Origin of the sequence: Novosphingobium umbonatum (assembly GCF_004005905.1) — a bacterium.
In the GTDB taxonomy this organism is placed as follows: Bacteria; Pseudomonadota; Alphaproteobacteria; order Sphingomonadales; family Sphingomonadaceae; genus Novosphingobium; species Novosphingobium umbonatum.
In genome coordinates this window covers 172,468-191,449 of the sequence record NZ_SACO01000001.1, presented here as the reverse complement: position 1 = coordinate 191,449, position 18,982 = coordinate 172,468, and the positions used below count along the sequence as shown (strand labels likewise).

At 62.0% G+C, this 18,982-nt stretch carries 22 protein-coding genes; 13 read left to right on the top strand and 9 right to left on the bottom strand.

Translation table 11 applies throughout. The annotated features are described in order from the left end of the window. The first annotated feature begins 21 nt into the window (after nt 1-21). Nucleotides 22-564, top strand: a complete 543-nt coding sequence (locus tag EOE18_RS00800) for a methylamine dehydrogenase light chain (RefSeq protein ID WP_127705793.1) — start codon at nt 22-24, stop codon at nt 562-564. 1 nt (nt 565) lies between these two features. Beyond that, nucleotides 566-1,087 (top strand): cytochrome C, encoded by a 522-nt coding sequence (locus EOE18_RS00795; RefSeq protein WP_127705234.1) that lies wholly within the window; start codon nt 566-568, stop codon nt 1,085-1,087. A 43-nt stretch (nt 1,088-1,130) separates the two neighbouring features. On the opposite strand, the gene EOE18_RS00790 is transcribed toward EOE18_RS00795, so the two are convergent. From EOE18_RS00790 to EOE18_RS00780, 3 genes are all read right to left on the bottom strand, one after another. After that, nucleotides 1,131-2,153, bottom strand: a complete 1,023-nt coding sequence (locus tag EOE18_RS00790) for an inorganic phosphate transporter (protein ID WP_127705232.1) — start codon at nt 2,151-2,153, stop codon at nt 1,131-1,133. Nucleotides 2,154-2,167: 14 nt separating this feature from the next. Beyond that, a complete protein-coding gene (locus tag EOE18_RS00785; RefSeq protein ID WP_246027215.1) occupies nt 2,168-3,283 on the bottom strand; it encodes a DUF47 family protein in 1,116 nt (371 codons plus the stop codon). Nucleotides 3,284-3,420: 137 nt separating this feature from the next. Further along, on the bottom strand, nt 3,421-3,789 hold the full coding sequence (locus EOE18_RS00780) for a winged helix-turn-helix domain-containing protein (protein WP_127705228.1): 369 nt from the start codon (nt 3,787-3,789) through the stop codon (nt 3,421-3,423). A 164-nt stretch (nt 3,790-3,953) separates the two neighbouring features. On the opposite strand from EOE18_RS00780, the gene EOE18_RS00775 reads away from it, so the two are divergent. Then, a complete protein-coding gene (locus EOE18_RS00775; RefSeq protein WP_127705226.1) occupies nt 3,954-4,805 on the top strand; it encodes a tetratricopeptide repeat protein in 852 nt (283 codons plus the stop codon). A 51-nt stretch (nt 4,806-4,856) separates the two neighbouring features. On the opposite strand, the gene EOE18_RS00770 is transcribed toward EOE18_RS00775, so the two are convergent. The 3 genes from EOE18_RS00770 to EOE18_RS00760 all read right to left on the bottom strand — a co-directional run bounded on the left by EOE18_RS00770 (nt 4,857) and on the right by EOE18_RS00760 (nt 8,117). After that, nucleotides 4,857-5,852: a glycosyltransferase family 2 protein gene (locus EOE18_RS00770; protein ID WP_164852620.1), complete on the bottom strand. Its 996-nt coding sequence runs from the start codon at nt 5,850-5,852 to the stop codon at nt 4,857-4,859. A gap of 189 nt (nt 5,853-6,041) precedes the next feature. Next, nucleotides 6,042-6,947, bottom strand: a complete 906-nt coding sequence (rpoH, locus tag EOE18_RS00765) for an RNA polymerase sigma factor RpoH (RefSeq protein WP_127705222.1) — start codon at nt 6,945-6,947, stop codon at nt 6,042-6,044. Nucleotides 6,948-7,055: 108 nt separating this feature from the next. Further along, complete coding sequence (locus tag EOE18_RS00760) at nt 7,056-8,117, bottom strand: RluA family pseudouridine synthase (RefSeq protein WP_127705220.1); 1,062 nt, start codon at nt 8,115-8,117, stop codon at nt 7,056-7,058. A gap of 28 nt (nt 8,118-8,145) precedes the next feature. Between EOE18_RS00760 and EOE18_RS00755 the strand changes: the two genes are divergently transcribed. The 3 genes from EOE18_RS00755 to EOE18_RS00745 are packed head-to-tail and all read left to right on the top strand — an operon-like array spanning nt 8,146 to nt 10,009. After that, the gene (locus tag EOE18_RS00755; protein WP_246027183.1) at nt 8,146-8,532 is read left to right on the top strand and encodes a M67 family metallopeptidase; all 387 of its coding nucleotides are present in this window, start codon (nt 8,146-8,148) and stop codon (nt 8,530-8,532) included. Nucleotides 8,533-8,589: 57 nt separating this feature from the next. Continuing rightward, a complete protein-coding gene (locus tag EOE18_RS00750; RefSeq protein ID WP_127705216.1) occupies nt 8,590-9,249 on the top strand; it encodes a histidine phosphotransferase family protein in 660 nt (219 codons plus the stop codon). Nucleotides 9,250-9,271: 22 nt separating this feature from the next. Continuing rightward, nucleotides 9,272-10,009, top strand: a complete 738-nt coding sequence (locus tag EOE18_RS00745) for an N-acetylmuramoyl-L-alanine amidase (RefSeq protein ID WP_425464272.1) — start codon at nt 9,272-9,274, stop codon at nt 10,007-10,009. Here EOE18_RS00745 and rnhA read toward each other — a convergent pair. The 3 genes from rnhA to ispH are packed head-to-tail and all read right to left on the bottom strand — an operon-like array spanning nt 10,006 to nt 12,454. Then, complete coding sequence (rnhA, locus tag EOE18_RS00740) at nt 10,006-10,467, bottom strand: ribonuclease HI (protein WP_127705213.1); 462 nt, start codon at nt 10,465-10,467, stop codon at nt 10,006-10,008. The genes EOE18_RS00745 and rnhA overlap by 4 nt on opposite strands. Further along, complete coding sequence (thrB, locus tag EOE18_RS00735; RefSeq protein WP_127705212.1) at nt 10,464-11,438, bottom strand: homoserine kinase; 975 nt, start codon at nt 11,436-11,438, stop codon at nt 10,464-10,466. The genes rnhA and thrB overlap by 4 nt, the downstream gene beginning before the upstream one ends. A 17-nt stretch (nt 11,439-11,455) precedes the next feature. Beyond that, nucleotides 11,456-12,454: a 4-hydroxy-3-methylbut-2-enyl diphosphate reductase gene (gene ispH / locus EOE18_RS00730; RefSeq protein ID WP_127705210.1), complete on the bottom strand. Its 999-nt coding sequence runs from the start codon at nt 12,452-12,454 to the stop codon at nt 11,456-11,458. 71 nt (nt 12,455-12,525) lie between these two features. Here ispH and EOE18_RS00725 point away from each other — a divergent pair, with 71 nt between their 5' ends. The 7 genes from EOE18_RS00725 to EOE18_RS00695 all read left to right on the top strand — a co-directional run bounded on the left by EOE18_RS00725 (nt 12,526) and on the right by EOE18_RS00695 (nt 18,966). Then, nucleotides 12,526-13,188 carry a hypothetical protein gene (locus EOE18_RS00725; protein WP_127705209.1) on the top strand — a complete coding sequence of 221 codons (663 nt, stop codon included), beginning with the start codon at nt 12,526-12,528 and terminating at the stop codon, nt 13,186-13,188. 188 nt (nt 13,189-13,376) lie between these two features. Further along, nucleotides 13,377-15,134, top strand: coding sequence for an arginine--tRNA ligase (gene argS / locus EOE18_RS00720; protein WP_127705207.1), 1,758 nt, complete (start codon nt 13,377-13,379; stop codon nt 15,132-15,134). A gap of 3 nt (nt 15,135-15,137) precedes the next feature. After that, a complete protein-coding gene (locus tag EOE18_RS00715) occupies nt 15,138-16,169 on the top strand; it encodes a hypothetical protein (protein ID WP_127705205.1) in 1,032 nt (343 codons plus the stop codon). Between the two features lie 74 nt (nt 16,170-16,243). Further along, complete coding sequence (gene nagZ / locus EOE18_RS00710) at nt 16,244-17,263, top strand: beta-N-acetylhexosaminidase (RefSeq protein ID WP_127705203.1); 1,020 nt, start codon at nt 16,244-16,246, stop codon at nt 17,261-17,263. Continuing rightward, on the top strand, nt 17,260-18,045 hold the full coding sequence (locus tag EOE18_RS00705) for a segregation and condensation protein A (RefSeq protein ID WP_425464271.1): 786 nt from the start codon (nt 17,260-17,262) through the stop codon (nt 18,043-18,045). The genes nagZ and EOE18_RS00705 overlap by 4 nt, the downstream gene beginning before the upstream one ends. After that, on the top strand, nt 18,045-18,674 hold the full coding sequence (scpB, locus tag EOE18_RS00700; protein WP_127705201.1) for an SMC-Scp complex subunit ScpB: 630 nt from the start codon (nt 18,045-18,047) through the stop codon (nt 18,672-18,674). The genes EOE18_RS00705 and scpB overlap by 1 nt, the downstream gene beginning before the upstream one ends. Nucleotides 18,675-18,729: 55 nt before the next feature. Further along, on the top strand, nt 18,730-18,966 hold the full coding sequence (locus EOE18_RS00695; RefSeq protein ID WP_127705199.1) for a twin-arginine translocase TatA/TatE family subunit: 237 nt from the start codon (nt 18,730-18,732) through the stop codon (nt 18,964-18,966). The last annotated feature ends 16 nt before the right edge of the window (nt 18,967-18,982 follow it).

Here is an 18,982-nt window from a genome sequence, read left to right as displayed (position 1 = left end):
CTTTCCTGCGGGAGTTTGATGATGAAATTGTTCAATCCCGATGCCGCTGCCGAAAAGCTGCTGCGCCGTTTTGCCGGTGGCACATCGCGCCGCGGGATGCTGGCCCGTCTGGGCGGGGCGCTGGTGGCAGCGCCTGTGTTCCCCCTGCTGCCCGTCAGCCGCGCCGAGGCGGCCAAGCCTGACCGCAGCCCCGAGGCCAAAACCGCCTTTGCCCGCAATGCGCAGACCAAGGATGACACGCAATGTGATTACTGGCGATATTGCGCGATTGATGGCGCCTTGTGCTCCTGCTGCGGCGGCGGGGTGCATACTTGTCCGGCAGGGGCGGAATCCTCGCCTGTTTCCTGGGTGGGCACTTGCATCAATCCCGACGATGGCAAGGCCTATATGATCGCTTACCGCGATTGTTGTGGCAAGCCGATGTGCAGTCAGTGCGAATGCGACAACACCGATCGCGAGACGCCGCTTTACGTGCCCAATCTCAACAACAATGTGATCTGGTGCTTTGGCACGCAGAGCATGGAATACCATTGCTCCACCGCCGTGCTGGTGGGGCCAGCCTGAGGTGAGGGCTGGTTGGCTGGCCGGTGTGGCGGCGGGTCTATGCGTGGGTGCGGCTTATGCAGCCCCCGTTGGCGCATCCGATCCGCGCTTGGCCGCGATTGGTGACATAGAGCAGGCCCATGCCGATTTTGTCGAGCATTGCGCGGGGTGTCATGGGGTGCGCGGCAATTCCGCACCCGCGGCTCTGCCCGAATTGCAGGGCAGGGTGGGTTGGTTCCTCTGCATGCCCCAATCGCGCGCCTATCTGATCCGCCTGCCCAATGTGGCGCATAGCCGGATCAGCGATAATGCCCAACTGGCCGATATGCTCAACTATATGGCCTTTGTGGTGGGCGGATCGAGCGCGCCAGCCCATGCCCAACCCTTTACCGCGCAGGAAGTGGCGCAGGAGCGGGCGCATCCCTTGGTGTCCGGCTCGCTGACGGCAGAGCGGCGCCATCATGCACTGGAGGCCATCAAACGTTGCGGGGCGCCTGCCTCGCTTCTGCTCAATTATGAGGGCGAAAACAAAAAGCGGGGATGATCGCTCACCCCCGCCTCTCGCGTTTTCCATTGGTCTGGCGCTATTAACGCAGCAGATTGTCCAGCACCACCGCCACTTCATAGAACAGCGCACCCACCACTGCAGCGGCAGGAATGGTGATGATCCATGCCATGAGCAGGCGCTGGGCAACGCCCCAACGCACCGCGCTGGTACGCTTGGCCGCGCCCACGCCCATGATCGAGCCGGTGATCACATGGGTGGTCGACACCGGAATGCCAAGCCCGCTGGCCGAGAACAGCATGATCGAGCCACCCAGCGAAGCCGCAAAGCCCTGATGGTGCGACAGCTTGGTGATGCGGCTGCCCATGGTTTCGATGATCTTCCACCCGCCCGACAAAGTGCCAAGGCCCATGGCGACATAGCAGGACAGCACAACCCAGGTGGGGATGTGGAACTCACCGCTGCCCAGCATGCCCTGCGAATAGAGCAGCACGGCGATGATGCCCATGGTCTTTTGCGCGTCATTGGCGCCATGGCCCATGGAATAGGCCGCGGCAGAGACCAGATGTAGCTTCTTGAAAATGCCATCGGCGCTTTTCGCGGTCAGCTTCATCAGCGCCCACGACGAAATCAGCACGATCAACATTGACACGGTCATGCCGATCAAGGGGGCAAGCGCGATGAAAGAGGTGGTCTTGGTAACGCCCGACCAGACGATCCCGCTGGGGCCGGCATGCATCAGGCCTGCGCCCACCAGACCGCCCACCAGCGCGTGGCTGGACGAGGAGGGGATGCCGCGCACCCAGGTGAACACGTTCCACGCCATGGCGCCCACCAGAGCGCCAAAGATGACATGCGGGGTCACCGCATTCTTGTCCACAATGCCCTTGCCCACGGTTTCGGCCACTTTCAGGCCAAAGAACCAATAGGCGGCAAAGTTGAAAAAGGCGGCAAACAGCACGGCTTGCACAGGCGAGAGCAGCTTCGTCGTCACCACCGTGGCGATCGAATTGGCCGCGTCATGCAGACCGTTGATAAAGTCGAACGCCAACGCCAGTGCGACAAGCGCAAAGACGAGCACGGGCGCCACGAGTACATGTTCCATGGGAACGACTCCGGTTAGGCGTGATCGATGACGAGGCCGTCGATCTCGTTGGCGACGTCTTCGAAACGGTCCACCACCTTTTCCAGATGGCCATAGATTTCGCGTTCGACAAAGAAGCGCAACGTGTTGGCGGGGCCATGGGTCTTGTAAGACTTGTTCATGCCCTTGTCGTGGATCTCGTCCGAATGCTCTTCCATCCGCACCAGACGTTCGGTCAATTCGTGCAGGCGTGCAGCATTGCCGTGAATGTCGCGCAGCAGCGGCAGTGCTTCGGACAGCAGGCGCGAGCAATCGACGATGATCGCGGCCATGTCGCGCATTTCCTGCTCGAATTCGGCCACTTCATACTGGCTGATTGCGCTGGCGGTCTTCTTCATCTGGTCGATGGCATCATCCATCGAGGTGATGAGGCTGGTGATCGCGCCGCGGTCAAACGGGGTGAGGAAAGTCTTGCGCACCGATTGCAGCACTTCGCGGGTGATGTCGTCGGCTTCCTGTTCACGCTCGACGATTTCCTTGATGTGCTGACCCATGTTCGGGCCGCCCTGCAACAGGCGGGTCAGCGCGTCGCTGCCAGCGGTCAGCGTAACGGCATGGGCTTCGAATTGCTCGAAGAAATTGCCTTGCTTGGGCAAGAGTGACTGGAACCAGTGAAACATCCTGAAGCCTTCCTTGAGCTGCGCAAACCCGCGTCGGAAGGGCAGGCGCGCGGACGCATCTTCAAAATCGCCGGGGCGGAAAGACCGCATCAAATCCCGCAATTCTGTTTCATCCACGAGGTCAGCTGCTTCCGACAGGGCAAACCACTGCCGCGTGCGCTGCCCTGCCTCGGGCCAATCGTCAAGCTCTGAGGTGACGGCTAGTGGAAAAACCCGAACTTTAACCAAAAGTGAAGCGCCCGACTTCAACTGTTTGCGATAGCGGTAATCGCCCAGCGGAGACGGGCAAACCGCCCCTTCAAGCCCCGCTTCTTCAAAGGCTTCCTGCGCTGCGGCGGCATGGGGGGCAAGCCCCTTCATCGGGTTGCCTTTGGGCAAAACCCAGCGCCCTGTCCCACGGGATGTAACCAGCAGGATCTCCGTCTGCGAATCAGGGGATGCACTGATTCGGCGGTAGGGTAATGTTGCGATTTGGCGTATTGTCGGAGCCCTCTGTCATCTATTTGTAACATTACCTCTAGTCAATGCCGAAAATAGGGCAAGGGGTGCTAGAGCGTATACGGTAACGTCTCCTGCCAGCGTGGCGCGGGCAAGTGGTCGTCAGGCGGTCATTGATGGTCTTTTGGCGCTGGCAACAGTGCCGCTTCCAAAGCCTGCCACTCCTCCCCTTTATCGATGGTTTTCGCATCCATCTGTAGGCGGCGATAATAACCCAAGACTTGCTCGCCCGCCAGCGTCAATCGGGCGCCTGAACGCGCTGCACCACTGGGCATGGTTTCGACCAGAGGTTGGGCCCAGCAGCGGTTCATCGCATCCACCAGCAACCACGCGCGGCGATAGCTCATGCCCATCGCGCGCCCCGCCGCCGATATCGAACCGCTGGCCGCAATGGCATCCAGCAGGTCGGCCTTGCCCGGCCCCATGGCAATTTCATCCCCACACATGATGCGGATCGAGATTTTGAGTGGGTGGTTCATCAGGCGTTCCATAGGGTAAACCGGAAGAGAGGGCCATAGTTGCGGTGTGGCGGGAAACAGCCCTTGTTCATCTTGCAAAAGCTAACAGACTTCCCAGATGCAATTGGCCCGATGGTGCAGGCCCGTGGTGGGCGCCATGTCGCGGCATTGGAGTGTGTTTTGCCATGAAGAGTTCTCGCCTGTGGCTGATGGCCCCGTTGGCCGTCATGATGATGGCCGCATCCGGCCCGGTGATGGCGGCTGAAACCAGCACGCACGAGATTTACCAACTGGCCCGCAGTGGTCAGGTGGACAAGGCGATCGAATTGATGGGCCCGATCCTGAAGGCCCATCCCAACAGCGCCAAGGCCCATTACGTTCAGGCCGAATTGCTGGCCAAGCAGAACCGTCTGGGCGAAGCGCGCGCCGAACTGGCGGCGGCCGAGCGTCTGGCGCCCGGCCTGCCCGGCATTCAGCCGCAATCGGTGGCCGCGCTGAAAGCGCAGGTGAATGGCACTTTGTCCGGTCCTGCGGCCACGCAGGCCAAGACGCTTGTCGTTCCTCAACCCGAACGTCGCAGCAGCTTTCCGTGGATGACGGCGATCATCATCGGCGCCTTGGGCTTTGGCCTGCTCGCTTTCTTCCGTCGCCGCAATCAGGCCAATGATGTCTATCAGCCGCCGATGGGTGGCGGCTATAATGCCGGCTATGGCAATAATGGCTATGGCCCGCAGGGTGGCCCCGGTTTCGGTGGTGGCTTTGGTGGCGGTTATGGTCAGGGCGGCGGCATGGGTTCCAGCATCCTTGGCGGTCTGGCCACGGGCGCGGCGGCGGGCGTGGGCTTTGCTGCCGGTGAGCGCATCGTTGACGGCCTGTTTGGCGATCATGAAAAGGGCGGTTCGGAATCGGTGGTCACCAACACCGCATGGGCCGCACCGGCGCCGGATGTGAGCAATAGCAATATGGGTGGCAATGATTTCGGCATCACCGATGACAGTTCGTGGGACAGTGGCGGGGATGATGGCGGCGATTGGTAAGCTCAACCCTTAGGGAAAAGGCGCTGGCGAGATGTCAGCGCCTTTTTTGTTTCAGGCGAAGATTTTGCGGCGCAGGACGCTGGGCAAGGCAAAGCTGGCCAAGGTGCATAGGATCAGGCTGAGCGTGCGCATCGGAGCGTCCATGAACGCGCTTTTGTCGAGGCGAAGGCCGCGGCGGATGAAATTGAGGGCGACCACTGGGCTTTCCCCCATGCGCAGGGCATGACGGGCGGCGGTGCGACAGCATAAGGCCTCCAGTTCCGCGCTTTGCGGGCCTTGCGGCAGATAGCGGCGCGCGATTTCCAGCCAGTTGGCATAGATATTCTGGGCCTCGGGCGTGTCCTCGCGCATGGAGGCGGGGCGGGCCACCAGTGTGGCATCCACGCCTTGCACCAGTCCGCCCGCTTCCACCACGCGGGCAACCAGATCCTGATCGCCAGCATAGAACAGGGTTTGATCCAGCCCGCCCACACGGCGGAACCAGTCTTGCCGGATCACCAGATTGCCAATCCGCCGCACCGGATAGGCGCCCAGCACATCCACCATGCGCAGCGATGATGCGCGCCAATTGGCCGCAGCGCCCGAGGTTTCCTGCAACGTAGCTGTGCCCTTATGCACGCCGATCCGCGCATAGGAGGCGGCCATCTGAGGCTGGACGCGATGCAATGCGAAATGGCGCGCCAGCTTGTCCTTGGTCCAGATCACATCACCTTCCATAAAGGCGATCAGCGGCGCCTTGGCGATAGCAGCGGCGGCGTTACGGGCGGCGGAAAGGCTGTCGACCTTGGCGGCAATGATGGTTATGCGCGGGTCCAGTGCGGCGGCGGCTTCGACAATGGCCATGCTGCCGTCATCGGCCCCTGCGTCCACCACGATCAGTTCGAATTCAGCCAGGCTTTGCGCCTGCGCGCTGGCAATGGCATCGGCCACTGTGGCGGCATGGTTGCGCAGCGGAAGGATGACGCTGAACCTTGGGTTTGCCCCCAATGCGGTCAGCTTGACCTCTTCATAAGCTAAGGCATTTAAATCGAAAGATAAGTCCATCATGCCCATGGCCTTGTGATCCCCTGTGTCCCGAAATTTTATGGTTTATTTGTTGTTAATGGAAACAATGTTGCGTCCATTATGGGGGAGACTAAGTGATTCTACTGATTCACGCAAAGAAGAAGCGGGCGCAAACGCACCCGCTTTTCATTTTTGGCCCAGTGATGGAAATTGTTCGAACAGTGCCGCCGATCAAGCGGCGGCGATCAGCATCCGGTCTGTTGCGATCTTTTGCATGGCCTTTTGCAGCTTTTCAAAGGCGCGCACTTCAATCTGGCGCACGCGTTCTCGACTAACATTATAGGTCTGGCTCAACTCTTCCAATGTTTTGGGATCATCGGTCAGGCGGCGTTCGAAAAGAATGGCTGCCTCGCGCTCGTTGAGCGAACCCATCGCTTCGGCCAGCAAGGCATGGCGCCATTGCGCTTCCTCGGCATCGGCCACGGTTTCGTCCTGTAGCGGGCCATTGTCGGCCAGCAGGTCCTGCCACTGGCCTTCGCCCTCATCATTGATCGAAACGTTGAGCGAGGCATCGCCACCCATCATCATGCGGCGGTTCATCGCCACAACTTCGTTTTCGGGCACACCCAAATCGGTTGCAATCTTCTTCACATCATCGGGGTGAAGGTCGCCATCCTCATAGGCGTCGATGTTCTTCTTCATCCGGCGCAGGTTGAAGAACAATTTCTTCTGCACCGCCGTGGTGCCCATTTTGACCAGGCTCCATGAACGCAGCACATATTCCTGAATGCTGGCCTTGATCCACCACATGGCATAGGTGGCCAGACGGAAGCCGCGATCGGGCTCGAATTTCTTCACGCCCTGCATCAGGCCGATATTTCCTTCGGAAATCAGCTCGCTGATCGGCAGGCCATAGCCGCGATAGCCCATGGCGATTTTGGCCACCAGACGCAGGTGGCTGGTCACCAATTGGCGCGCGGCATCGGGGTCCTGATGTTCGGAATAGCGTTTGGCCAGCATATATTCCTGTTCCGCCGTCAACACGGGGAACTTGCGGATTTCGGCCAGATAGCGGTTCAGGCCCGCTTCTGTGGCCGGTGCCGAGGGGGCAGCTGGCAGATTGCTTTCAAGACTCATGGCAGTCATCGTCCTTCATTCTTGTCAGCGCGCTTTTGACAGACCCTTAAGAGGCATCTCTCGGTTGCGGCCACGGGAGGGTAACGCCGCCGGTGATCGAGTGGCGTGTCATGCGGTAAAACCCTGCGGCCCGAAACCGGCACCGCCTGGTGTGGAAATTCCGGGCAGGGACACATGACAACTCCCCAACCGGCTGAGCAGTTCCCGCAAGTCTGCGGGCAATTGGCTGGTGAGCCTTACGGACTCGCCAGTAATCGGATGAACAAAACCCAGAACCGCAGCATGCAACGCTTGTCGTGCGAATCCAAGCTCTGCCAATAATGGTTTTAACGATCTCTGTGTTCGGCTGTACACAGGATCGCCCAATAGGGCATGGTTGATAGATGCCATGTGAACGCGCACCTGATGGGTGCGGCCGGTTTCCAAGCGGCATTCCACCAGCGCCGCGTCTTTCAGGTCTTCGACCACGCGATAATGGGTAACGGCATTCTTGCCACGACGGGGGCGGCCCTCGGCCTCGTCTTCCTCCACATGGTCCCATGCGGGGATCAGTGCCATGCGCTTGCGGTCGGTAGCGTGGCGGGCGATAATGCCGCGCAAAGTGCCGCTTTGGCGGGCGGGGACGCCATTGGTGATGGCGAAATAGGCGCGTTCGATCGAATGGTCGGCAAATTGGCGGGCAAGGCCTTCATGGGCGGCATCGCTTTTGGCCACCACCAACAGGCCGGAAGTGTCTTTGTCAATGCGATGGACAATGCCCGGGCGGGCCACGCCGCCAATGCCCGACAATTGCCCGCGGCAATGGTGCAGCAGCGCGTTGACCAAAGTGCCATCGTGATTGCCGGCGGCGGGATGCACCACCAGCCCTGCAGGCTTGTCCACCACGATCAGATGGTCATCCTCATAGGCCACCACCAGCGGAATATCCTGCGCCACGGCGTCCAATGCGGTCACTTGCGGCACGCGAATCGTGAAACGCGCGCCTGCCGCCACTTTGGCCGAACCCTGTTTGGCGGGGCGGCCATCGATTTCGACCCGCCCTTCACCCATCAAAGCCTTGATTCGCTCGCGGGAAAGATTGGCGTCGCCGGTGCAGGCCTCGGCCAGAGCGCGGTCCAGACGGCCCGCAGTGGCAATTACGCCTTGAAGAATGGTGTCACTTTCGGTCATTCATTTGCAGATGGGGTTAGAAATCCGCTTGGCAAGAGAAATAATCACCGCGTTGCACAATGAGGCGGCGCGGGCGCATCCTTTGGAGGCTTGCGGATTGCTGTTGGGCGGGGCTGATGGGGCGATCCGGCGCATCCAGCCATGCGCCAATGTGGCCCCCGATCCGGCGCGCCATTTCGAGATCGATCCCGCCGCGCTGATTGCCGCATGGCGCCACCACAGGGCAGGGGAGGAGGCTTTGTTGGGCTTTTATCACTCCCACCCCAGCGGCGACTCACGCCCTTCACCCACCGATCGGGCGATGGCGGCGCATGACGACATGGTCTGGGCCATTGTCGCAGGCGGGGAAGTGGGCTGGTTTCGGGATAATACCGAGGGTTTTCTTGTGCTTTCCACAAGTCTTGTCAGCGACTAGGAAAAACTGCCTAGCGAAGCCTCTTCGCTTTCCGGCCAGATGGGGTATGAGACGGGCATGTCCAATGACGCAATAGATCGCACCATCGCTCTCGAACTGGCCAGCCTGATGTGCTCGCGCCTGTGCCATGATATGCTCAGTCCGGTGGGGGCGCTCTCCAACGGTCTGGAATTGCTGGCCGAGGAAAAAGACCCCGTGATGCGCCAGCGTTGCTTTGAACTGCTGGAGCAGTCGGCGCGGACATCGGCGGACAAGCTGAAATTCTTCCGTCTGGCCTTTGGCGCGGCGGGCGGCTTTGGCGAGCGTATCCCCGTGGCCGAACCGCGCGCGCTGATCGAGGCTTTGCTGGCTGGCAAGGACCGGATCTCGCTTAGCTGGTCCTTGGCAACGGATTCGCTGCCCAAGCCTGCGGTGAAGACTTTGCTCAACTTTGCGCTGATCGCGATGGATGCGTTGGTGCGTGGCGGTACGCTGGATATTGCGGCGGAAATTCGCGGCGGCGCTTCGGAAATTGTCGTGCGTGCCGCTGGTCCCCGCATCGCTTTTGATCCTATCGTCGGGCAGGCTTTGGAAGGCCGCCAACCCGCCAGCGAAATTTCCAGCAAGACGGCTCCGGCCACCATGCTGGCCTTGATGGCGGCGGGGCTGGGCGGTTCGATCCAATATGCCCTGACCGACGAGGCCTTGGTGCTCGGCGCGGTGCTACCGGGCGCTTGATCGGCCAAAGGGGGGACGGTTGATGGATGAGTTGATCCACCGCGATTGTCCCTCGCCCAATTGGAATGAGCGCAAGCTGCCCATTTCTATGGTGGTTTTGCATTATACCGGCATGGAAAGCGGGCAGGCGGCTTTGGAGCGCCTGTGCGATCCGGCAGCGGAGGTTTCCGCCCATTATTTGATCGAGGAGGATGGCAAAGTCATCCGCCTTGTGCCCGAGGAAAAGCGGGCATGGCATGCGGGGCGCTCCTATTGGCGGGGCATCACTGATGTGAACTCGGCCAGCATCGGGATCGAGATCGTCAACCCCGGCCATGAATTCGGCTATCGCCCCTTTACCGAGGCGCAGATGGAGGCCTTGGTGCCTTTGCTGGCGGGCATTATGGCGCGGCATAATATCGCCCCTGCCAATGTGGTGGGCCATTCCGATGTCGCCCCCGCGCGCAAGCAGGATCCGGGCGAATTGTTCGAATGGGAGGTTTTGGCCCGCTATGGCCTTGCTCTACCCACGCCGCGCCCGCGCATTCGCCTGCTGCATGAAAATCCGGGGGCGTTTTTCCTCAGCCTTGAACGTTTTGGTTATGACATCAGCGACAAGGCGGCGGCCATCACCGCTTTCCAGCGCCGTTTCCGCCCGCGCATCATCGATGGTGAATTGGACGGGGAAGTGGGCGCGCTGTTGTTCGAGTTGTTGATCGCGCGCGATGTGGCCGAAAGCTATGATGCCGATGATGAAGGCTTCGAGGATTACTCGATCTAACCCTTGCGCGCCTTGGCCACTTCATTGGCCGCATCGCTGGCCAGCTTGTCGACCCGCTCGTTTTCCACATGGCCATTATGGCCGCGCACCCATTGCCATTCGATCTTGTGCGGCTTGGCCACCAACAGCATCTCTTTCCACAGGTCTTCATTGGCCACCGGCTCGCGCTTGGCATTGACCCAGCCCTTTTTCTGCCAGCCAAAGACCCATTTGGTGATACCGTCGATCACATATTTGCTGTCGGTGCAAAGCGTTACCTGACAGGGCTGGTTCAGCGCGGCCAGTGCGCGGATCACGCCGGTCATTTCCATGCGGTTGTTGGTGGTTTCGGCCTCCGCGCCCGACAATTCCTTTTCATGCACCTTGCCATTGGTATGGACGCGCAGCAGCGCGCCCCAACCGCCAGGTCCCGGATTGCCCTTGCACGCGCCGTCGGTAAAAATCTCGACCGATTTCATGCCGCAAAAAGGGCGGGATGGGCGGCGTAGAAACGCAGGCGGTTGGCAAAGGCCATCGGGTCTTTCTTCACCACCAGTGCGTCAGCCGGCGTGTTGATCCAGTCATAGGCGCGGGTGGACAGGAAGCGCATCGCCGCGCCCCGTGCCAGCAAGGGCAGGGCAGCACGTTCGGCCTCGCTTAACGGTCGAACCGCTTCATAACCGGCCAGCAAGGCCTGCGAGATGTCCGCATCAAAGCGCGTGCCATCATTCGAGAAGCACCATGCCGCATGGGTAACCGCCACATCATAGGCCAGAATATCGGTGCAGGCGAAATAGAAGTCGATCAGGCCAGTGACCTTGTCGTCCAGCATCAGCACATTGTCGGGGAAAAGGTCGGCATGGACGATGCCGCGCGGCAGGTCTGTGGGCCAGTTTTGCGCCAGCAGCGGCAATTCCTCGGCCACCAAAGCGGCCAGATCGGGGTTGATCTGCGCCAGACCTTGCGCCCCGCAATCCTCCAGCAGGCCCTTCCACGCGGTCAGATCCATGCCATTGGCGCGGGTGCTGCCAAAATCCTGCGCGGCCAGATGCACCTGGGCCAAGGCGCCGCCCACGGCGTAGGCCTGAGCCGCTGTGGGTTCCGACACCGAAACGCCGGGCAGAAATTCGATCAGCGCTAGCGCCTTGTCATCAATCCAGCGGAAGCTGGCGCCGGCGCGGTCGTGAATGGTGCGCGGCACGGGGCAGCCCTTGTCGGCCAGATGGTCCAGCAGGCCAAGGAAGAAGGGCAGATCGCCCACATCGGTGCGGCCTTCAAACATGGTCAGGATGAAGCGCGCCCCGTTGCCATCCTTGCCGCTCGTGTCGATCAGCCAATTGCTATTGGACACGCCCTCGGCAATGCCCTTGGCCGAAACCAGCGCGCCAACGTCAAATTCTGCGATCAGGGCGGCAAGGGTTTCCGCGCCCAGTTGGGTGTAAACGGCCATGAACTCTGCTTTATGCTTTAGCCCGCCAATTGGCGCGGCAGTTTGAACACCATATTTTCCTGCGCGGTGACCACTTGCTCCTCGGTCACCTGCCGCCATTGGGACAGCCGCGCAATCACCTCGCGCACCAGTTCCTCCGGCGCGCTGGCCCCAGCGGTCAGGCCCAAGGTGGTGACGCCCTCCAGCCAGCTTTCCTCGATATCCGTGGCGCGCTGCACCAGATGGGCCTGCGCGCCGCAACGTTCGGCCACTTCGACCAGACGCATGGAATTGGAGGAATTGGGCGCACCGATCACCAGCACCAATTGCGTCTGCGGAGCGATGACTTTCACCGCCGCCTGCCGGTTGGAGGTGGCATAGCAAATGTCCTCCGCACGTGGGGCGTGGATTTGCGGGAAACGCTCTTTCAGCGCCTCGATGATCGCATGGGTATCATCCACCGACAAAGTGGTCTGCGTGAGGAAGCCCAGCGCATCCTCCTGCGTAAAGGGCAGGCTCGCCACATCCTCCACCGTTTCGACCAAAGTCATCGTGCCTTCGGGCACTTGGCCAAAGGTGCCGATCACTTCGGGATGGCCCTTGTGGCCGATGAAGATGATGTGACGCCCCGCCTCGATCTGGCGCTCGGCCTGACGATGCACCTTGCTGACCAGAGGGCAGGTGGCGTCCAGCCAGTCCAGCCCACGCGCCGTGGCCGCATCGGGCACCGATTTGGGCACGCCATGGGCCGAGAAAATCACCGGCGCGCCATCGGGCACCTCGTCCAGTTCCTCGACAAACACCGCGCCCTTGGCCCGCAAGCCATCGACCACAAAGCGGTTATGCACGATTTCGTGCCGCACATAGACCGGCGGGCCGTAAAGGCGAATCGCCCGCTCCACAATTTCGATCGCGCGATCAACGCCTGCGCAAAATCCGCGCGGCGCGGCGATCAGGACGCGGAGCGGCGCCAAGGCGTCACTCTGAATAAAGGCGGAATCAGCGCCGCAGGGGGCGGACGGAAAGGTCGCGTTCATCTTGCCGCCTCTAGCGCTTTGCGGCGCGGCCCGCTAGGGCGGGTGCGACGAATGTTTGAGGAAGTGATGCAATGCCCCTTCGTACACGCCGGTTGATCGCTCCTGTTACCGCCATGGCCGCGCTGGTGGCGCTGTCGGGCTGCAAGTCCACAGGGGAACTGGTGGTGGATGATGGCGTGGGCATCACCGCCGTGCGTTCCACTTGCCCTGCGGTGGGCATGGCCGATTATACCGGCGACATGACCCTGTTTGGCCCCGCAGGCGCGTCCGATGCCCGCGCTATTGACGTTACCGCCGCCATCACCGACTTGCGCGGCACTTGCGATCCCAAGGCGACGCCGGTGGAATCCAAGGTTTCCTTCCGCGTGGTGGCCCGCCGGACCGATGGTCGTGGCGAACGCACTTTGGTGCTGCCCTATTTCGTGACCGTGGTGCGCGGCGGCAATGTGGTGATTGCCAAGCGTCTGGGGCAGGCCACTTTGCATTTTGCCGAAGGCCAGACCCGCACCGAGGCGGTTGGCTCGGGCAGCGCGGTGATCGACAAGGGCGAGGCCACGCTGGACCGCGAAGTGCGTGACCGCCTGCTGAAAAAGCGCAAGGCGGGTGAGGCCGATGCTGCAATTGATCCGCTGACTGACCCCACCGTGCGCGCCGCGATCAACAAGGCGACGTTTGAAGTGTTGGTCGGGTTCCAGCTGACGCCGGAGCAGTTGAATTATAACGCCACGCGGTAAGCGCCTGTTTTGAAATTCGTCGGATTGACGAATTTCAAGCGGCACCAGCCCTCTCCCCCTGCCCTGCCACCCAACAGGGTACACTATATGGGTGGTAGGGCAGGGGGAGAGGGCTGGTGCAGTGATTTCCAAACAGTCCGCGCCTAGCCCCTTTGCCTTTTGCGGGCAAATTCGCTAGGCGCGGGGGCATGTCTGAACAAGCTCCCGTTGCCGCCCCTATCTTCACCGCTTTTGCTGGCCATGTGGCTGCCGCGCTGGATGCGCTGGTGGCTTCCGGCGCTTTGCCTGATGGGCTGAAGCGATCGGTTGTCACGGTGGAGCCGCCGCGCGATGCCTCGCATGGCGATCTGGCCACCAATGCCGCCATGGTGCTGGCCAAGCCCGCAGGCACCAATCCGCGCGCTCTGGCCACCGCGCTGGTGGCAGAGCTGGAAAAGCTGCCGCAGGTGGAAAGTGCGGAGATCGCAGGCCCTGGCTTTATCAATATGCGCCTGTCGGCGGCGGCATGGGTGGAGGAAATCCGCACGATTGCTGCCAAGGCTGTTGATTATGGCCGTTCGGCCATGGGCGGTGGCAGCACGGTGAATGTGGAATATGTCTCGGCCAACCCCACTGGTCCGATGCATATGGGCCATTGCCGTGGCGCGGTGGTGGGCGATGCTCTGGCGCAATTGCTGGAATTTGCAGGGCACAAGGTGATCCGCGAATATTACGTCAATGATGCCGGTGCCCAGGTGCAGGTTTTGGCCCGCAGCGCCCATGTGCGTTACCGTGAAGCGCTGGGTGAGGATGTGGGCGAAATCCCCTCTGGCCTCTATCCGGGCGATTATCTGATTCCCGTGGGCAAGGCTTTGGCGCAGGAATTTGGCGACCGTTTCGCCACCGCGCCCGAAAGCGAATGGCTGGCCATTTTCCGCGTGAAGGCGGTGGCTGCGATGATGGACATGATTCGCGCAGACCTTGCCCTGCTCGGCATCAAGCATGACGTGTTTTCCAGCGAGGCCGAATTGCAGGCCAGCGGCAAGCCGGATGAGGCCGAGGCATGGCTGCGTTCGCAGGATCTAGTCTATGATGGCCAGTTGGAAGCGCCCAAGGGCAAGCTGCCCGATGATTGGGAGCCGGTGGAGCTGCCCCTGTTCCGCAGCACCAAATTTGGCGATGATCAGGACCGCCCGATCAAGAAGTCCGACGGCACCTGGACCTATTTCGGCGCCGATCTGGCCTATCATTACCAAAAGGCGCAGAGCGCGGATGCTCTGGTGGACATTTGGGGCGCGGACCATGCAGGGACCGTCAAGCGCATCAAGGCCGCTGTGGCCGCGATGACCGGCCGCGATGGCGCGGAACGTCCCTTTGAAGTCAAGCTGGTGCAGATGGTGGCCCTGCTGCGCAATGGTGAGCCGGTGAAAATGTCCAAGCGTTCGGGCAATTTCGTCACTCTGGCCGAGGTGGTGGAAGAAGTGGGCAAGGAAGTGGTGCGCTTCACCATGCTGACCCGCAAGCCTGAAGCCCAGATGGATTTCGACTTTGCCAAGGTGGTGGAAGCCAGCAAGGACAATCCGGTCTTCTATGTGCAATATGCCCATGCGCGTATCTGCTCCACCCTGCGCAAGGCGGCAGGTGAGGGCTTTGCTCCCGATGCCGCCGGCCTCGACCTGCTGGGCGCCGAGGAACTGGAGCTGGTGAAGCTGGCCGCGCATTTGCCGCGTCTGGTCGAAGCCGCCGCCGTGGCGCGTGAGCCGCATCGCATCGCCTTCTTCCTTGGCGATCTGGCGGCTGCTTTCCATTCCTATTGGAATGTGGGGAACGATCGCCCCGATAAGCGCTTCATTGTGTCCGATAATGGGACGCTGACCGGTGCGAGGCTTTTCCTTGCCCAACAAATCGGGCAGGTTCTGCGCAACGGTCTGGCCATTCTGGGGGTGACCGCCGTAGAGGAGATGTGAGCGGTGAACGGGACAGAGGGCAATCCTGATCCACAGCATGGTTTGAACCCCGCAACGCAGGCGGCCAATGCCGCCTCACGCGCCAGGGATCTGATCGAGCGGGCGCGGGAGGCATCGTCCTGGACTGATCTGGCGGCATCCAGCGCCTCGGATGGCTACGCGCCGCTCAAGGGGGCCGCCTCGGCGGCTTCCTCTGCCGCTTCGGCCTTGGGCGATGCCGATTGGCTGGTGGGCGCGCGGGAGGCTTTGGCCGCCGAAGCGCAGGAAGTGGTGATGGACACCAGTCGCCACCCTCAGCCTGAGCCTCAGGCCGCGACGGCTGAATTCGTGCCCGACCATGTGGATGCGCCTGCGCCTGTCTATACCGCGCAGCCGATGGGGACCGATCGTTTGCCCTGGCTGGAATCAGCGGATGAGGACGATGCCTATGGCATCGATTCGCGGCGGGTGATGTTGGCGGCGGGCACGGGGCTTGCGCTCTTGCTGGCCTTGGTCGGCGGCATCTGGTTTGCGACTCACCGTCAGGCGGGGGAGGCGCCGGTGGCCGATGGAGGCTATGTCGCGGCGCCTTCCGGCTCGTTCAAGGAAGCCCCTTCCGATCCGGGGGGCAAGCAATATGCGGGCACGGGCGACACATCCTATGCCGCTTCGCAGGGGGAACAGCATCTGGCGCAATTGGGCGGCGATAATGCTGTGCCCAGCGCTGGCGCTTCCTTTGCCGGTGGCGCGCCGGTGGCTGCGCCTTCGCAAGCTGCGCCCAAGGCGGCTCCAGTCGCTGCGCCTGTCGATGATGGCGGTCCGGCGGGCGGCGTGGTGCAGATTGCCGCCTATACCAGCGATGCGGCGGCGCAGGCGGGGTGGAACCGTCTGGTCACCGCGCATGAATCGCTCAAGGGCATGAATCACCGCATCGTGGCGGCCAAGATTGATCTGGGCACGGTCTATCGCCTGCAATTGGTGACCGGCGCGGGCGGCGGTGCGGCTTTGTGCGAAAGGTTGAAGGCCGAAGCGCTGCCCTGTCAGGTCAAGCACTGAGTCACGGCCCGCGCTGTCGATAGCAGCGCGGCCTGCCTTGCGCAGGGGATCACAATGCGGCTAGGCATGGCGGCATGATCCCAGCCATTTTCGGCCTGTCCGGCCCTACGCTCACCCTTGAAGAACGCGCCTTTTTCCGCGATGCACAGCCGGCGGGCTACATCCTGTTTGGCCGCAATGTGCAGGGCCGTGAGCAGTTGCGCGCGCTGACCGATGATTTGCGCAGCCTGCACGGGCAGGACCGGTTGTTGATCTCCATCGATCAGGAAGGCGGCCGCGTGGCGCGGATGAAGCCGCCGGTGTGGCCTGCCTATCCGGCGGGCGAGCCTTTTTCGCGCCTCTATGATCTGGCCCCCGCCAGCGCGATCGAGGCGGCGCGGGCCAATGCGCAGGCTTTGGGCATGGAACTGGCCGAGGCGGGGATCAGCGTCGATTGCTGGCCCTGCATGGATGTGCGCGAGGCGGGCGCGCATGATGTGATTGGCGACCGCGCCTTGGGGCAGGAGCCTTTGCGGGTGGCCGCTTTAGGGCGGGCCATTCTGGACGGGCTGGCCTTGGCAGGCGTGGCGGGTGTGATCAAACATATGCCCGGCCATGGGCGCGCCGGTGCCGATAGCCACAAGGAACTGCCCACCGTCCACGCCAGCGCGCAGGAGCTGGAGCGCGACATCGCCCCCTTTGCCGCCATCGCCCCGCGCGCTCTGATCGGCATGACCGGCCACATCCTGTTCCCCGCATGGGACGAGGCCGCCCCTGCCACGCAAAGCGCATGGATCGTGCGGGAAATCATCCGTGGCCTGATCGGCTTTGATGGCCTGCTGCTGACCGATGATATCGACATGCAGGCCCTGTCCGGCACGATCCCCGAACGCAGCGCCAAGGCTTTGGCCGCCGGTTGCGATCTGGTGCTCAATTGCTGGGGCAAGATGGAGGATATGCTGGGCATCGCGCAGGCATGCACGACCATGCCGGATGGCGCGGCGGAAAGGCTGGAGAAGGCTTTGGCCGTCACGCAGGTGCCGCAGGCCTTGGACCGCGCGCTGCACGCCGAGTTAATCGCCAAGCGTGACGCCTTGCTGGGCCTTGCGGGGTGAGCGAAGCGGCCCCTGCCGGACCGGAGTTCTCCAGCATCAGCGCGCCACCATCGGATGCGCTGATGCTGGAACTGGACGGTTGGGAAGGGCCGCTGGACTTGCTGCTCGATCTGGCGCGGCGGCAGAAGGTGGATTTGCGGCGCATTTCCATTCTGGAACTGGTCGATCAATATCTGGCCTATATTGAAGGGGCCGAGGCGCTCAGGCTGGAACTGGCGGCGGATTATCTGGTGATGGCGGCGTGGTTGGCCTATCTCAAATCCTCGCTGCTGCTGCCCAAGGAGGAGCAGGAACAGCCCAGCCCCGAAGAAATGGCCCTGCGCCTGCAATTGCGCCTGCAAAGGCTGGCCGCGATGCGTGAGGCGGCGGCAAGGCTGATGGGGCGTGACCGGTTGGGGCGCGATGTGTTCGCGCGTGGCGCGCCCGAAGGCTTGGCGGTGGACCGCAAGGCGCAATGGCAATGTGGGGTCTATGACCTGATCGCCGCCTATGGGCAGGTGAAGGCGCGCAGCATTCCGGTGGTGCATCGCGTGGCCGAGCGCAAAGTGATGACGCTGGACTCGGCGCTGACGCGTTTGAGCGCGATGCTGGGCTTGCGGCTCGATTGGGTGGAATTGCGTGATTTCCTGCCCGAAGGCGTGGGCGAATGGGCGGATGAACGCCTGCGCCGGTCCGCCTTGGCCAGCAGTTTTGTCGCCGCGCTGGAATTGGCGAAGCAGGGCAAGGTGGAACTGGTGCAAACGCACGTGTTCGGCCCGCTGACAATGCGCAGGATCGGGTGATGGATGATGTGTCGCGCGCGGTAGAGGCCGCCCTGTTCGCCGCCAGCCAACCGATGACGCCGCAGGCTTTGGCCACCCATCTGGCCCATCATGGCGGGATGGAGGGCGCGGATGTGCGCAGGGCCTTGCGCGAATTATCCGCGCATTACGAAGGGCGCGGCGTGCAATTGGTGGAGCGCGGCGGGCGCTGGCATTTCCAGACCGCGCCCGATCTGGCCCATCTGCTGCGCCCTGTGCATGAAGAACCGCGCAAGTTGAGCCGCGCCGCCACCGAGGCCTTGGCCATCATCGCCTATCACGAACCGGTCAGCCGCGCCGAGATCGAGGCGATTCGCGGGGTGCAGACCGCCAAGGGCACGTTGGATGTGCTGCTGGAATCGGGCTGGATACGTATGGCTGGCCGGCGCGAAGTGCCGGGCCGTCCGGTGATTTACGCCACCACGCCCGCTTTCCTTGCCCATTTTGGCCTCAACAGTCGCCGTGATTTGCCGGGGATTGAGGAATTGCGCGCCACCGGCCTGCTGGACCCTGTGGATACGGCGATGGAGGCCTTGATGGGCGCGTCTGATGATCCGCAGGTTGATCAAGTGATACGTCAATCAGCGGATGGGCTGGCGCCGGAGGAATAATGCGCCTAGATAGGGTGTGAAAAGCCTGTTCGGCTTGATGGATGGAGTAGGAAGAATGGGTTTCGGGTCTGTCTGGCACTGGGTAATCGTGCTGCTGGTGGTGCTGGTGCTGTTTGGCCGTGGTCGCGTGTCCGATATTATGGGCGAGTTTGGCAAGGGTATCAAAAGCTTCAAGGAAGGCATCGCTGACGAGACGACCAATCGTCCCGTGACGCCGCCTGCCCAGCTGGACAAGCCCGAAGTGGCCCCTGCCGCAGAGCCTGCCAAGACCGAGCAGAACGCGCAGCACTGATAGAAGCAGGACCAGC

What these genes read in the sequence shown, in the direction of transcription:
- argS (WP_127705207.1), top strand. Translation starts at nt 13,377, where the DNA reads ATGTCTGAACAAGCTCCCGTTGCCGCCCCTATCTTCACCGCTTTTGCT.
- EOE18_RS00770 (WP_164852620.1), bottom strand. Translation starts at nt 5,852, where the DNA reads ATGATGGACTTATCTTTCGATTTAAATGCCTTAGCTTATGAAGAGGTC.
- EOE18_RS00745 (WP_425464272.1), top strand. Translation starts at nt 9,272, where the DNA reads ATGGATGAGTTGATCCACCGCGATTGTCCCTCGCCCAATTGGAATGAG.
- EOE18_RS00695 (WP_127705199.1), top strand. Translation starts at nt 18,730, where the DNA reads ATGGGTTTCGGGTCTGTCTGGCACTGGGTAATCGTGCTGCTGGTGGTG.
- EOE18_RS00790 (WP_127705232.1), bottom strand. Translation starts at nt 2,153, where the DNA reads ATGGAACATGTACTCGTGGCGCCCGTGCTCGTCTTTGCGCTTGTCGCA.
- EOE18_RS00725 (WP_127705209.1), top strand. Translation starts at nt 12,526, where the DNA reads ATGCCCCTTCGTACACGCCGGTTGATCGCTCCTGTTACCGCCATGGCC.
- rpoH (WP_127705222.1), bottom strand. Translation starts at nt 6,947, where the DNA reads ATGAGTCTTGAAAGCAATCTGCCAGCTGCCCCCTCGGCACCGGCCACA.
- nagZ (WP_127705203.1), top strand. Translation starts at nt 16,244, where the DNA reads ATGATCCCAGCCATTTTCGGCCTGTCCGGCCCTACGCTCACCCTTGAA.
- EOE18_RS00750 (WP_127705216.1), top strand. Translation starts at nt 8,590, where the DNA reads ATGTCCAATGACGCAATAGATCGCACCATCGCTCTCGAACTGGCCAGC.
- EOE18_RS00800 (WP_127705793.1), top strand. Translation starts at nt 22, where the DNA reads ATGAAATTGTTCAATCCCGATGCCGCTGCCGAAAAGCTGCTGCGCCGT.
- EOE18_RS00780 (WP_127705228.1), bottom strand. Translation starts at nt 3,789, where the DNA reads ATGAACCACCCACTCAAAATCTCGATCCGCATCATGTGTGGGGATGAA.
- EOE18_RS00760 (WP_127705220.1), bottom strand. Translation starts at nt 8,117, where the DNA reads ATGACCGAAAGTGACACCATTCTTCAAGGCGTAATTGCCACTGCGGGC.
- ispH (WP_127705210.1), bottom strand. Translation starts at nt 12,454, where the DNA reads ATGAACGCGACCTTTCCGTCCGCCCCCTGCGGCGCTGATTCCGCCTTT.
- EOE18_RS00775 (WP_127705226.1), top strand. Translation starts at nt 3,954, where the DNA reads ATGAAGAGTTCTCGCCTGTGGCTGATGGCCCCGTTGGCCGTCATGATG.
- scpB (WP_127705201.1), top strand. Translation starts at nt 18,045, where the DNA reads ATGGATGATGTGTCGCGCGCGGTAGAGGCCGCCCTGTTCGCCGCCAGC.
- thrB (WP_127705212.1), bottom strand. Translation starts at nt 11,438, where the DNA reads ATGGCCGTTTACACCCAACTGGGCGCGGAAACCCTTGCCGCCCTGATC.
- rnhA (WP_127705213.1), bottom strand. Translation starts at nt 10,467, where the DNA reads ATGAAATCGGTCGAGATTTTTACCGACGGCGCGTGCAAGGGCAATCCG.